A 13,555-nucleotide genomic window follows, 5' to 3' on the forward strand; every position below is an offset into this window, starting at 1 on the left:
GGGTGGGGCGGTGGGGTTCGGGGTGGCTTCTCAGCCGGTTCGCCAGAGCCGGATGGTTCTGTCGAGGCCGCCGCTGGCGAGGGTGTGGCCGTCGGGGCTGAACGCCAGTGAGGTGACGCCACCGGTGTGGCCGGTGAGCGGCGGCCCCTTGTGCTTGTGGGTCTTGGTGTCCCACAGCTGGATCCTGCCGTCGCCGGTGCCGACGGCCAGCGTCCTCGCCCTGGGGTGGTAGGCCACCGCGTTGACGGGGTTACCGGTGCGCAGAGGAGGGTCCTCCGCGTGGCCCCCGCCGTTCCCGTTCCACAGCGTGACGTCGCCGGGACTGTTGCCGAGGGCGATGACCCCCTTGCTGTTCACGGACAGGGTGTTGACCGAGCTGATCCCGTTCACCGTCAGCAGGCCCATCTTCTCGTGGGTCCCCACGTTCCAGAACCGCACGTGGTTGTCACCGTAGGCGGTGAGCAGCACGGTTCCGTCGGTGCCGAAGCGCACGGCGTTCACGACCGCAGGACGGTCGGTGAGGGTCGCGGCGGTGCGCCTGCTCGCCACGGTCCACAGCCGGGCGGAACGGTCGGCTCCCCCGCTGGCCAGGATGTTCCCCCTGACGTTGAACGCCACCGAGTTCACCGCGCCGGTGTGGCCGGTCAGGACGGCGGTCGTGGTCTCGTTCGCCACGTCCCACAACCGGACGGTGCCGTCGGCTCCCCCGCTGGCCAGGGTCCTCCAGTCGGGGCTGAACGCCACCGCGTTCACCGCACCCGCGTGCCCTGTCAGTACGGCAACGGCCCCTCCGCTCTCCGGGTTCCACAGCCGGATGCCGCCGTCGGCACCTCCACTGGCCAGTGTTCTCCCGTCCGGGCTGAACGCCACGGAGTTCACCGCACCCGTGTGACCCGTCAGGACGCTCCTGCCGACCGTCGGGGTCACGCTCAGGCTCGGTGTGCTCGTGGGACGTGGTGTGGCCGCCGTACCGCCGTAGGAGCGTCTGACGACCTCGGCGACGCCGAAGACCGTGGCGACCGCGGCCGCGCCGACACCCGTGGCCAGGACGGCACGGCGCCCGACCCTGAGAGGCGGGGCCTTCCTGGAGGGAGGGACCGGCCGAACGGACGATGACCTGTCAGCGGCCTGGTTGCGCACGAAGGGGTGGTGGATCGCGGTGTCGGTGCCCCGCTGGTTGGGGGCGGGCAGCCCACGTCCACGCAGCCGTTGCCTCAGGTGGGAGTAGATGTCGTTCATCGTCAGCCACTCGGGACCGCCGGAGACTCCGGTGCGGACCAGGTCGAGAAGCTCGGCGGTGAAGGAGGTCGGGGTGTCCGCCTGCTGGTCGAGGGAGACGACGTGGGCGGTGTGGTCGCTGGCGGTGAGGGTGTAGGCGCCGTGGATGTCGGTGCTGTCCACGACGGTGCTGGAGAGGGCCTCGATGGCGCGGCCCGAGTAACAGCAGTCCAGGATCACGATCTTCGTCCGGGCGGGGCTGTCCATCAGGACCTCCCTGAGCCGCTCGAACTCCAGGCCGGTGATGTCGGTGTCGGTGAAGTCGGTGTCCTTGAGGATCATGCACAGCTGCCCGCGCCGGGTGATGGTGCCGTGCCCGGCGAAGTAGACCAGCAGCACGCCGGTGGTCTCCTCGGCCACACGTCGTAGGTTCTGCACGAGCCTGCGCATGTCGGTGGGGTCTCGCCAGACCTCGACCTGTTCCTCGGACCAGCCGCACAGTTCGGGATCGGTCAGGACCTCCGCCATGCCGCGCAGGCTGTTGGCCACCGCGGGAAGCTGGGGGAAGCGCCGGTCGGAGTATTCGGAGGTACCGATGAGAACGGCCCGCGAGCCCGAACGGTCGTGGATGTCACCCCTCATCGACGTCCCGCTGGGTCTTCTCCTCGCCGCCGCCCCGAAGGATCTCCTCCTCGCCGTCCCGCAGGATCTCCTCAAGCAGCGACAGCACGGCGGTGTCCCTGACCCGCTGCGCGTTGAGCTCCACGGTCCCCGAGGGAGAGGTCACCGTGATGGTCACATCGGCGCGACGGGTCCGCAGCCATGTGGTCAGAGCCCTGACCAGGGCCATCCCGGCACCGCTCGACCCGAGTGCGACGGCGAGCGTGTCGAGCACCCCGCCCAGTTCGCCCTCGGCCGGGGGACGCCGCACCACGCGAACCCCGCCTGTCAGGGCGCGTTCGGCGGACAACCACCCGCGTAGTTCGGTGAACTCGGTGATCTCGTCGCCACCTGAGACCTGGACCAGGGCATCCATCGGCACCTCTGACCTGTCGGCCCTCCGGCCCGCCGGGCGGAGGGACACTCGACAACGCGCTGAATTATTTCAGGAAACGCCCCGGCCGTGAGGTTGGTTCCGCACAGAGGAAAAAGAGATCGCTTCTATGCGGATCTCCATATTTGCCATTTTCACCGGTATGAATTAAGCCCTTTTCGTCCCGGCTTCCACGGGAGCGGGCGAGGTTCGGCCCATGACCTGCGACGACAAGGGCTGCGAGCGAAATCACGGGGTGCCGTTCCCCTGCGTCGCCCCCGGCCAGGCGACGACCCCCGAGAGAGCGAAAAAGGCTTATTGATATGAAATATCCGGATATCACACTATATAGCGAGGGGTCGCCCTGGCCCTTCGCTCACCCCTCGGGCAGCGCGAGCAGCACGTGCTCGTGCTCGCCGTACCGGACCGTGTCGACGCGCCGGAAACCGCACCTCTCCAGCAGGCGCACCGAGGCCGTGTTGCCGCCCGACGGGTCGGCGTAGAGCGGGCGGACCCTCTCAAGGGCCAGGAACAGGCTCAGCGCCTCGGTGCCGACGCCCCGGCCCCAGAACGGCCTGCCGAGAACGTAGCCGATGAAACGCCTGTCCTCCGCCCACCAGGAGACGACGTTTCCCGCGGGCTCGCCGTCCACGGTGACCGTCCGCACCAGGACGGTCGGATCGCCCAGGACCCGCGTCCGCCAGTGGCGCATGAAGACCTCACGCTCCCTGGGGGTGAACATCGAGCGCCTGACCGTCTCGGGGTCGTGCTCGTGCTCAAGGAACAACTCCAGATCGGACTCCACAACGGCCCTCAGCCGCACGCCTGCGCTCACGGCGCCGATTCTCACACCGGCCACCGACATTCCCCCGCCGGGAAAGCGGTCACGACGCGCCGGTGAGAGCGGTCCGGGCTTACGCGTTTCCCCTGCCGCGGAAGGCTCTTCCCCGGAAGGGGACGGCGCCGTGCCGGGCGATCGAGACGGTGTCCCGGAACGCCCGGCTCGCCGTACGGACCGTGGGCCTACTTGTCGTCCACCACCAACGTGCCCGCGACGCCCCAACTGTCCGCGGGAACCTCGGTGATCCACACCTGGACGGTCTCCGGCGGCAGGCCGTACGACTCGACGAAGGCGTCGGTGATCCTCCTGACCAGTTCGCGCTTCGGCTCGATGTCCCGCGGACCCTGAAGCACAGTGACGACCGGCATGGTTACTCCCAATGATGTCGGCCCCGGATTTCGGAGCTGACACCAGTTTCCGAACGGCCGGCCGCGGGCGGAAGACGGCACCGAAAGGTGCCATGGGCACCACCGGGTGACCTACCTCCGAACAGGTGACCGTCCAACGGCTTTGTCGCCGGACGTTTTCCTGTCGGGTCGGAGGGGCAGCAGAGACCGGCAGCCCCGTTCACGGGTCTCAGCGGAAACGCGGAAATCGCGCCGAGGATTCAAATGGTCCGTCCGGCTCTCAGCCGATGCCCACCCGCGGCGTTTCCCGGTCGTTGTACTCCTGACGGGCGAGCAGGATCTCCCCGATGTGGCCGTAGGCCCACTCACGCACCACGTCCACCGTCCTGGCGAGGCTGTGGCCCAGGGGGGTCAGCGAGTATTCGACCGTCACCGGGACGGTCGGGTAGACGGTGCGCAGGATCAGACCGTCGGACTCCATGCCACGAAGGGTCTGCGTCAGCATTTTCTGGGAGACGCCCTCGATCCTGGCCCGCAGCTGGGTGAAGCGGAGGGTCTCCTCTCCCAGCGAGAGAATCACCAGCATCGTCCACTTGTCGGCGATGCGGTCGAGGATCTCCCGGGTCGGGCAGGCGGACTTCAGCATGTTCCAGCGGGAAGAGGAGCTGTCTGCCATGGCGACATCATAGCCTCGGCCTTTTCGGTTTCCTCCAGGTGCCCTGGCCACCTCGAAGTGCCGACTTCCGGGAGCGGGAAACCGTTTTTAGACTCCGAGACCGGTCGGCGGGTTTCCCGAACTTCGAATGCTCGCCGGATGGAGAAGGAGAAGTTTCACATGAAGGCTCTGGTGCCCACCGGCGACCTGGATTCCCTGGTCCGGTACGACGACGTGGCGGCCCCGTGCCCGAAACCCGACGAGGCGTTGGTCGCGGTTGAGGCGTTCTCTGTCAACCGGGGGGAGTTCTTTCTCCTGGCGAGACCGCGTGAAGGCTGGAGGCCGGGCAAGGACATCGCGGGCACGGTCGTGCGGGCAGCCGACAACGGGACCGGACCGGGTGTCGGAGAACGGGTGGTCGCCCACCCCGCGTCCGCCGGGTGGGCGGAGAAGGCGGCCGTCCCCACCTCCTCGCTCGCCGTACTGCCCGGCTCGATGACAGCCGTGACCGCGGCGGCGCTGCCGCTGGCGGGACTGACCGCCCTGCGCCTGATGCGGCGGATCGGCGGCGTCCTGGGGAAGAGAATTCTGATCACCGGCGCCTCCGGCGGTGTCGGTCACTACTTCGTCGAACTCGCCGCCGCCTCGGGCGCCGAGGTGACGGCTGTCAGTGCCTCGCCGGAACGCGGGCTACGGCTGACCGAACTCGGCGCGGCGGACGTCGTGCACGACGTGGCGGAGGCCACGGGACCGTTCGACGTCGTGCTGGAGTCGGTCGGCGGCGACTCGGCTCCCAAGGCACTGTTGAAGACGGCCAAACGGGGGACCTTCATCTGGTTCGGTCAGGCGAGCCGCCAACCCGCCACCTTCAGCTTCTTCGACTTCTTCGCCGGGCCCGAGTCCGCCCGGTTGCACCACTTCCACTACGCCGACAGCGACGTGGCCGATGGAACCGACCTGGCCACTCTGGTCAGGCTGACCGCGACCGGGCGGCTCCATCCCGAGATCGGACGTGAGACGGACTGGGCGGACACCGCCACGGTGCTGGCGGACCTGCGGGACCGGAGAATCCGTGGCAAGGCCGTCCTGCGCGTGGAACCCGCGCCGACGAGCGGGGCTGACCGTACGGCTACGCACGCGGCCTGAAGTGGCGCACGGTCAGGGCCACGGCGCAGACGACGGCGACCACCCCCGCGGTGAGCCCGAGCGTGCTGCCCTCACCGCCGTTGGCCATGTTGGAGACCACGTTGACCGTCGCGCTGACCGCGAGGAGCATCCACAGCAGAGCACGCGCGGCCCGAAAACGCCTGCGGGGAACCGGGAAATAGTTCATGCCGAAACCCTAGGAAAACCCCAGGACCTGGGTAATCCGGTCCGCCACCGACCTGGGTTGGGGCTGACAGGAAGGCCGGAAGGTGGGGCCGGCACCACCATCCCCACCGAACCGGCCCCGGTTCGAACCACGGCTCGCCCCACCCCCGCTCAGGATCCCGGCTTTCGTCCCGCGTCAGCCTTCGCCCGGCCCCCGCTCAGGCTCCCGCCCCGCCCGGCCCCTCCCGGCTTTCGTCCCGCGTCAGCCTCTATCCGGCCCCGTTCAAGCTCTCCGCCCCGTTCGGGCGCCGGCCCCCGTTCGGACGCTCAGGGGCCTGTTCACTCCCCGGCCAGTACCCGTACGACCTCCTCGGCCACGCCACGGGCCGAGGCCGGGTTCTGGCCGGTGACCAGGCGGCCGTCCGTGACGACCTGGGCGGCGAAGTCGGCGGCGGGCACGTGCTCGGCCCCCTGCTCGCGCAGCCGCTCGGCCAGCGGGAACGGCACCACCGCGGTCAGCCCGACCGCCTCCTCCTCGCTGCCGGTGAAGGCCGCGACCCGCCTGCCCGCGACCAGCGGCTTCCCGTCGGACAGTTCGAGGTCGACCAGCGCGGCCGGACCGTGGCAGACGGCCGCGACGACACCACCCCGCTCGTGGACCCCCCGGGTCAACCGGCCGATCCCGGGGTCGCCGGGGAAGTCCCACATGGCCCCGTGACCACCCGCGAAGAACACGGCGTCGTACCTCTCCGGCTCCAGGTCCGCCACCCGCGCGGTCTCCCCGAGCACGTCGAGGAAACGACGCTGCACCGGGTCGTCGGCGTTCTCGCCGTCACGCGGCGGCACACCCCCGGCCACGCTGACCACCTCGACCTCGTGCCCGGCCTCGGTGAAGATCTCCCACGGCTCCGCCGCCTCCGACACGTAGAAACCGGTGCTCCTGCCGGTTTCACCCAGTTCGCCATGGCTGGTGAGGACAATCGCGATACGCATGCCATGATCGTCACCCATCTCCCCGTGGACGACCAATAACGCATTCCGGGTACTACCATCAGAAATCTGATCTCACTCGACCTGCTGCGTACGTTCCTGGCCGTCCACCGGTCAGGGTCGGTCACCCGTGCCGCCGAGCACCTCGGCCTGTCGCAGCCCGCCGTGACCGCGCAGGTCAGGGCGCTGGAACGGGCACTCGGGCAGCCGTTGTTCGAACGGCTGCCCCGGGGCATGGCCCCGACCCCCGCCGCCGACGAACTGGCCGGACGCGTCGCGGCGCCGCTCGACGCGCTTGAGGAACTCGACGTCACCGAGACGCCGGAGCGAGCCGTACACCTCGGTGGGCCCGCGGAGCTGATGTCCGTCCTGGCACTGCCCGCGCTGGCCCCCATGGTCGCCGGGGGGCTGCGGCTGCGGGTGACGCTCGGCCTCGCCGACGACCTGCTCACCACACTCGCCGGGGGCACGCTCGACCTGGTGGTCTCCACCGTACGGCCCCGCAGGGGAAGCGCCCTGACGGCCGAGGCGCTGTGCGACGAGGAGTTCGTGCTGGTCGGCGCCCCCGGCTGGGACCTCGACCGGCTTGAGGCGGCTCCCCTGGTCGCCTACGCGGAGAACCTGCCGATCCTGCGCCGCTACTGGCGGGTCGTCTTCGGGACCCGCCTGACGCGCGTGCCCGCCCTGGTCGTCCCGGACCTGCGCGGGGCCCTCGCCGCGGTGGTCGCGGGCGCGGGGGTGACCGTCCTGCCCCGTTACCTGTGTACGGCGGAGCTGACCGGCGGCCTGCTCGTCCCCCTGCTGGAGCCCGAGCTGCCGCCGATCAACACGCTGTTCCTGGTGTCCAGGGCGGGAAGGCTTCACCCCATGGCCGTCGCGGTCCGCGACCACCTGCTACGACGGGGACGTTCCTGGTGACCGGTCACGGAATCCTGGACAGGACGACCACGTGGAGTTCGCCCTTGAGCCGGTAGGACATGATCCGGCCCGTCGGGTCGGTGACGGGGAACTCGCCGTTCTCCACCTCCGCCGTGCGCAGGCCCAGGTCGACGATCGTGCCGGTGCTCACGTCGAAGAGCCCGAGCGCCTGCTCGTCCTCCTTGATGTTGCACAGATGGAAACGGTCCTGCCTCAGCGGCTCGGGGATCTGGTAACCGAGGGGCACGTCCTTCTGCTGTGAGCCGTCACGCAACCGGACGAAGCCCTCCTCGTCAGCCGTCACGCCGATGCAGGAGCGCACCCCGCAGGCGTACACCCGGTCCTTCCCTCCGACGGCGGCCGAGTCGACCTTTCCGGTCTCCAGGTTGACCAGCCGGGTGAAGAGGGGTTTGTCCCGCCCGCCGCCGGCGCCCGGCGAACCGGCCCACGGCCACGACAGCAGGTGCTGCTTGTCTCCGGCCGGAATCCGCGTCGCCTTCCCCCCGGTCAGGGGAACGGTGAACACCCCGCCGTTCACCGGGGAGAACACGACCTTGCCGTTCGCCACGCCGAAGCCGTCGAACCCCTCCATGTCCTGGTCGGCCACGGGACGGGCCCCCGCACCGTCCAACGACGCGGCCCAGATGTGGGTCTTGCCCTTCGTCGTGTTCCACCAGGCCACCTGACCGTCGCCGACGCTGAAGCCGCCGGAGAACCGCACCACCCCCTGAGGCTCGGGCACGTCCGCGATCTTCCGCGGCTCCCCACCGGCCAGGGGGTAGGCGTAGATCGTCTCCGGCCGCTCGAAGTCACGGTCCGCCGCGACCAGCAGCGTCTGGTCGTCGATCAGGGTGATCGGCCGCAGGTCCCGGCCGTTCGGCGCCTTCAGCGGCAGCTTCACCACGGCCTGCGGCCACACCTGCTCGATCGGCTTGGCCTCGATCTTCGTTGAGGTCATCACCTGGGACGACCTCCCGCCCGTGGCGCTGGCCGACGAGGCCCCCGTGTCACCGCTCACGCGCAGCCCGACCACGCCTCCTCCCGCGACCGCGACCACGGCCGCCGTCGCGAGTGCCGCCTGCAGCCGCCGCCTGCGCCGCCGGTATCCGGTCTCCAGCCGGGCCGCCGCCGTACCGGCCAGCCGGGGTGCGTTTCCCGCCGCGTGCCCCAGGGTCTCCTGCAGACTCCTTTCGAAATCGTTCATCACCACTCCCCTGCACTGCGCCGATATTTCCCGAAATTTCGTGGCTTTCCGTCCGCATGGCGGAGCGAAGCTTGTCCAACGCCCGTGACGCCTGGCTCCATACGGTCCCCCGGGAGATCCCCAGGGCCGCCGCGATCTCCGCGTCGTCGAGCCCCTCGTAGTACCGCAGCACCAGCACCACCCGCTGTCTGCGCGGCAGTACGGCCAGCGCCTCCCACATCGCCTGCTCCCCACCGTCGGGCAGCCTGTCGTGGTACCCGTGCTCGGGCGGCTCCCAGCTGAGCACCTCACGGCGCCGCAGCCGCCAGACGGCGACGTGCAGCCTGGCCATGATGGTGCGCACGTAACTCTCCGGATTCTCCTTCGTCAGGAGGCGCGGCCAGGCGGCGCGGAGCTTCAGCAACGCCTCCTGCACCAGATCCGCCGCGTCGTGTGGGTTCCCGGCCAGCACGTAGCCGTAGCGCAACAGCGCGTCCCCCCGCTCGGCGACGAACTCCGCGAACCGTGGATCTGCTTCCAACTACCTTCGCCTCCCGTCGTCCTCATCACCCCCCAGATGAGAACGCCCCCGAAACCGTTGCATCCACGGCGAAATTCGGTGGATCACACGTGACCTGTCGGCGTCGGCAGGAATCTGTATGACAGGCCTGTCCCGGTCGGCCGGTGCCCCATGGCTCGCAGCCCGAGCTGTGGAGCCGCCTGCCTCCGTGTTCTTCACCGTCCGCAGCCAACATGGCGGTTTCACCGTCGAGGGCCGCGATCCGAATCTTCGGACCTACGTTCGAGTGTGAAACATCACGACTTTATGGTGCGTCTCTCACAGTTCGTACGGGAGCAGCCGCCCTCCGACGTTTCCCCTTGCGGGAACTCGGGCGTTGGCCCTTTCACGTCGAACGAACCGCCCGCGAACAAGGTGACCGTATTTGCTCACTTCCATTTTCCCTGAAGTTCCCCAAGTCGTCGGAGCGATCCGTACAACTCCGCCCCCGAATCGATCGCCGAAGTCGAAGCTCCAGGACACGGCTGGGGCGGAGCGCCATCCGGAGCGGGCCAGAGCGTCTCTCCAGAGAGCGGGCAGTGGATTTACGACGCGTTCCCCATTAGCCATACGGTGACCCTATGTACACGGAAGGCCTGGAACAACCACCACACTCAGCACCACCCGACAAGTCATCACCATAATACTCTTAGATAGGCCAATGAAATAACCATCTCGACCGCTTGACGAATTCAAGAGCAACGATAAAAATGGAAGTTCCGGTCAGATTTCCCCAACCGCAAAGAGATATAAACGCAACCAAAAATCCCAGGAGCATGAATTACCGCTCACGACGCGAGTAGGGCGATGGGTGAGGACCTCACAGACCAGGGACACTCCAACAAGTTGGGCGGGACCGTGTTCGGGCCGGCCCTCCAGGCCCACGACGTTCACGGCGGAATCCATCTGCACCAGGCCGCCTCCCCTGAGGCCCCGCTACTCAAGCCCAACCAGCTCCCGGCCGGGCATCCCATCGTGAATCGCCATGACGAGCTCGCCCTGCTGGACGACATCCGTTCCGGCTCCGGCGGAACAGGGGCTCCCAAGGTCGCGGTGGTCAGCGGCCCGGCGGGCGTCGGCAAGACAGCGATGGCGTTGCACTGGTCGCACCGGGAACACGACTCCTTCCCCGACGGCGGGCTCTTCGCCGACCTGCGGGGACACGCGACCGACAAACCCATCCAGCCGACCGAGGTGCTGGGGTGGTTCATCCGCGCGTTCGGCGTCGAACCCAAGCGCGTCCCCGCCGGACTGGCGGAACGTTCCGCGCTCTACCAGTCGCTGGTGAGCGGACGCCGCCTGGTGGTCATGCTGGACAACGCCATATCGGTCGCACAGGTGACCCCCCTGCTGCCCGCCTCGGCGGAGAGCGTCACGATCGTCACCAGCCGTTGGCGCCTGGCGGGGTTGCTGATGCGCGGTGCCCGATCCGTACAGCTTGAGCAGCTCAGCCCGAGATCCTCGATCGAACTCCTCGGACGCACCATCGGCGGCGAGCGGATACGCGCCGAGCAGGAGTCCGCCGAACGGCTGGTCGAGTTGTGCGCCCGGCTGCCGCTCGCCCTGTGCGTCGCCGCCGCCCGGCTTGCCACCAGGCCTCGCTGGCCCCTGTCCGAGATGGTGCAGGCCCTTACCCACGAACGACGGAGGTTGGCGGAGTTGTCGATCGGCGACGAGGACGAGACGAAGGTCCAGGCGGCATTGGCGCTTTCCTACAACGGGCTCTCCTCCGACGACATCAGGCGGATCTACCGGCGGCTCGGCCTCTTCCCCGGCACCACCTTCGACAGCTGGTCGGCCGCCGCGACGGTCGCGATGCCGCGTGCCCACGTGCGGGAACTGCTGGAGATCCTGATCGATGCCAACCTGCTCGACGACGCGCCCGGCGGCCACTACCGCTTCCACGACCTGATTCGGCTGCACGCCCGGGAGATGGCCGACCGGGACGAGTCCGAGGAGGTCCGCGCGCGGACCGTGCACCGGGCGGTCGACTGGTTCCTGTCCACCGCCACGACCGTGAACCGACTGGTCATGCCCTACCGCAAGGTCAACTTCGACGCGGTCGTCAACGAGCCCGCCGAACCTCTCACCTTCGCTGACCGAGCACAGGCACTCGACTGGCTCGACGACGAACTCCCCAACCTCAGGGCGGCCATCCAGGTCGCCATGGAGCAGCGGCTTTTTCCCACAGCATGGCAGTTGGTGGACGCGCTGTGGCCGCTGTTCCTCTACCGCGGCCGCCATGACGAACGCCTTGAGATCGACAGGATGGGCCTTGAGGCGGCGCGGGCCTGCGCGGACGCCGAGGCCGAGGCCAAGATGCTGAACCGGACCGGGCTGGCACACCGCGCCCTCGGTGAACTCGACGAAGCCGCGGCCGACTTCCATGCGGCGCTGGAGATCTGGCGCCGGGAGGAGAACCGGTATCGCATATCCGGCAGTACACGCAGGCTGGGACTGATCGAGCTGGACCGAGGCCATATCGAGGAGGCCGTCGTACTGCTCCAGGAGTCACTGAACCAGTACCGAGCGGCGAAGGAGTCGCGCAAGGTCGCGCTTCTCCTCTGCGACCTCAGTGAGGCACTGATCGAACTGGGGAAGACAGCCGAGGCCGTTGACCACCTCGCGGAGGCCGAGGGCCTGCTTGCCGAGGTGGACGACCCACACAACCGGGCCAGGGCACGCATTCTTCTCGGCAGTGCCAGGGGAGGAGAGATTGGGACGGCCCTGGTCGAGCGGGAGTTGGAGGAGATGAAGAGGATCGGTTCGGCGATCGGCCAGGCGCAGGCCCTCCAGGCGTTGGGTGACCTCGCCCTGCGGGAGCACCGTGAACAGGACGCGCGGACCCTCTACGAGGAGGCCCAGCGCGTCCTGGCACAGAGCGGCAGCCGGAGCAGACAGTTACAGGAACGTCTGTCCCGGCTGGCCAGGTGACCACACCACGTCAACCACCCAGACAGAGCGCGCCGTACCGATGCCCAGACAGGCAACGGTACGGCGCGCGACGAGTTCAGCTGTCCCAGCGTCCGACGACAGTGTTGGGCGTGTGGGCGGCGTCAAGGGCTGACAGTTCGTCGAGGGTCAGTGACGCGGTGACCGACGCTGGAGCACCGACCTTCCAGCCCGCGTGCACCACCGCCAGCCGTAATGCCCGAACCGGATCCTCCGCCTCACACCAGAAGTGCAGGAACGTGGCGAACAGTGCGTCGCCCGCCCCGGTGGTGTTGACGACTCCACGAGGCGCGACCGCCTCCACCCGGACGAGCGTTCCCTCCCTGGTGGCCAGCAGCGCCCCCCGGGCGCCCAGACCGACCCCCGCCAACCGGCAGCGCGGGTAGCGGGCGAACAGCCGCCGCACCCACACCTCGGGCGGGTCGGGCAGCCGTTCGTCACTGCAGAAGACGACCGTCGCCGCGTCGAGCCACGGCCGGTTGTACTCCCCGTCGAGGTCGGAGACGAGGTGGAGATCCACAGCGATGGGGACGCCGAGCCGGGAGGCGGGTTCGACCAGCTCACGGACGAATTTCGTGTTCGTCAGGACCAGCAGGTCGGCGCCGTGGGCATTCGCCGCAAGCAGGTTCACGGGATAGGGGACGGTGTTCACCGGCGTCAGATGGGGAAGCCCCATCCGGCGGCCGTCCGGACCGACGAGCGCCACCCCCACCGACGACTCGGCCCCCTCGACGATCCCGGGGCCGAGCAGGCCGTTCCTGCCGAGTTCGGCCGCTATGCCGAGGCCGGGCAGGTCACGGCCAAGGACGGTGCACAAGCGGACGTCGTCCCCCAGGGTTCTGAGGATCTGCGCGATGTGCCCGGCCGCCCCGGAGACCCCGGTGGCGATCCACCGGGGAGACGAGGTGGAGGCGTACCGTACCGGGAACTCCGTCACCCCCACCGACATGTAGAGACTGACCGCGCCCGCGACCACGATCCGGCGTGTCACGCCGCCTCCTCTCCCGTACGGACACACGCCCGTCCGGTCGTCTCAAGTGCTTCGATCCGTCCCACGTACCGGCCGAAGAGCACCGAGTCCGTGGTCAGGGCGTCGAGCGGCATCCCGGCGGCGCGCCAGCCGTACAGGAAGGAGCCGCAGAGCGCGGGACTCGTGCTTCCCGCGATCGTGACGAGCCGTCCGTCGCGCAGCGCGGCCAGGCAGCCGGGCGGACGCGCGCCGACCGCGACCTCGCAGCCCGGGTAGCGGCCGAGGACCTCTCTTCCCGGCTGCGGGGTCACGAGCACGTCGGCCACCTCGTACCAGTCCTGGTCCGCCCGCTCGTCGAGACGGGCGACGACGTGCGTGCCGTCGAAGATCCGGGCGCCCCGGGGAATGCCGTGCCTGGGAGTTCCTCGGCCGGGGGTGAGAAGCATGACGTGGGTCTCACGGACCGACGTCACCATGAGTGCCGGTGCCCCCTGGCGCGGTATGGCAACGCCGCGCCGTTCGACCGTGGGCAGGTGCCCCACCCTGAACAGCTGGGCTGTGACGAACCTGTTGGTCAT

General features: G+C 69.0%; 13 protein-coding genes. 3 read left to right on the plus strand and 10 right to left on the minus strand.

Translation table 11 applies throughout. From position 1 onward, the window contains the following. Positions 1-30: 30 nt before the first annotated feature. The 5 genes from ABZ463_RS26750 to ABZ463_RS26770 form a co-directional block, all read right to left on the minus strand. On the minus strand, positions 31-1,860 hold the full coding sequence (locus ABZ463_RS26750; protein WP_362780161.1) for a caspase family protein: 1,830 nt from the start codon (positions 1,858-1,860) through the stop codon (positions 31-33). Further along, on the minus strand, positions 1,850-2,254 hold the full coding sequence (locus ABZ463_RS26755; protein WP_362780164.1) for a hypothetical protein: 405 nt from the start codon (positions 2,252-2,254) through the stop codon (positions 1,850-1,852). Before ABZ463_RS26755 ends, ABZ463_RS26750 begins: the two co-directional genes overlap by 11 nt. 373 nt (positions 2,255-2,627) lie before the next feature. After that, a complete protein-coding gene (locus tag ABZ463_RS26760) occupies positions 2,628-3,086 on the minus strand; it encodes a GNAT family N-acetyltransferase (protein WP_352014398.1) in 459 nt (152 codons plus the stop codon). A 188-nt stretch (positions 3,087-3,274) separates the two neighbouring features. Beyond that, the gene (gene dmpI / locus ABZ463_RS26765) at positions 3,275-3,460 is read right to left on the minus strand and encodes a 4-oxalocrotonate tautomerase DmpI (protein ID WP_352014399.1); all 186 of its coding nucleotides are present in this window, start codon (positions 3,458-3,460) and stop codon (positions 3,275-3,277) included. A 259-nt stretch (positions 3,461-3,719) separates the two neighbouring features. Beyond that, positions 3,720-4,115, minus strand: coding sequence for a helix-turn-helix domain-containing protein (locus ABZ463_RS26770; RefSeq protein ID WP_352014400.1), 396 nt, complete (start codon positions 4,113-4,115; stop codon positions 3,720-3,722). 159 nt (positions 4,116-4,274) lie between these two features. On the opposite strand from ABZ463_RS26770, the gene ABZ463_RS26775 reads away from it, so the two are divergent. After that, positions 4,275-5,240, plus strand: a complete 966-nt coding sequence (locus tag ABZ463_RS26775) for a zinc-binding dehydrogenase (protein WP_362780167.1) — start codon at positions 4,275-4,277, stop codon at positions 5,238-5,240. Here ABZ463_RS26775 and ABZ463_RS26780 read toward each other — a convergent pair. Both ABZ463_RS26780 and ABZ463_RS26785 read right to left on the minus strand, forming a co-directional pair. Beyond that, positions 5,224-5,427, minus strand: coding sequence for a hypothetical protein (locus tag ABZ463_RS26780; protein WP_362780169.1), 204 nt, complete (start codon positions 5,425-5,427; stop codon positions 5,224-5,226). The two genes, ABZ463_RS26775 and ABZ463_RS26780, sit on opposite strands and share 17 nt — an antisense overlap. 317 nt (positions 5,428-5,744) lie before the next feature. Then, positions 5,745-6,398, minus strand: a complete 654-nt coding sequence (locus tag ABZ463_RS26785) for a type 1 glutamine amidotransferase domain-containing protein (protein ID WP_352014403.1) — start codon at positions 6,396-6,398, stop codon at positions 5,745-5,747. 69 nt (positions 6,399-6,467) lie between these two features. On the opposite strand from ABZ463_RS26785, the gene ABZ463_RS26790 reads away from it, so the two are divergent. Beyond that, complete coding sequence (locus ABZ463_RS26790) at positions 6,468-7,313, plus strand: LysR family transcriptional regulator (RefSeq protein ID WP_362780390.1); 846 nt, start codon at positions 6,468-6,470, stop codon at positions 7,311-7,313. A gap of 1,007 nt (positions 7,314-8,320) precedes the next feature. Here the strand turns inward: ABZ463_RS26790 and ABZ463_RS26795 are convergent. Beyond that, on the minus strand, positions 8,321-9,037 hold the full coding sequence (locus ABZ463_RS26795; RefSeq protein ID WP_362780172.1) for a SigE family RNA polymerase sigma factor: 717 nt from the start codon (positions 9,035-9,037) through the stop codon (positions 8,321-8,323). A 993-nt stretch (positions 9,038-10,030) separates the two neighbouring features. On the opposite strand from ABZ463_RS26795, the gene ABZ463_RS26800 reads away from it, so the two are divergent. Further along, entirely contained in the window at positions 10,031-11,989 is a 1,959-nt protein-coding gene (locus tag ABZ463_RS26800) for a tetratricopeptide repeat protein (RefSeq protein ID WP_362780175.1), read from the plus strand. Positions 11,990-12,065: 76 nt separating this feature from the next. On the opposite strand, the gene ABZ463_RS26805 is transcribed toward ABZ463_RS26800, so the two are convergent. After that, positions 12,066-12,998 (minus strand): carbohydrate kinase family protein, encoded by a 933-nt coding sequence (locus ABZ463_RS26805; protein ID WP_362780178.1) that lies wholly within the window; start codon positions 12,996-12,998, stop codon positions 12,066-12,068. Further along, complete coding sequence (locus ABZ463_RS26810; RefSeq protein WP_362780181.1) at positions 12,995-13,555, minus strand: hypothetical protein; 561 nt, start codon at positions 13,553-13,555, stop codon at positions 12,995-12,997. The genes ABZ463_RS26805 and ABZ463_RS26810 overlap by 4 nt, the downstream gene beginning before the upstream one ends.

The organism is Streptosporangium sp. NPDC020145, assembly GCF_040631275.1.
Classification (GTDB): Bacteria; Actinomycetota; Actinomycetes; order Streptosporangiales; family Streptosporangiaceae; genus Streptosporangium.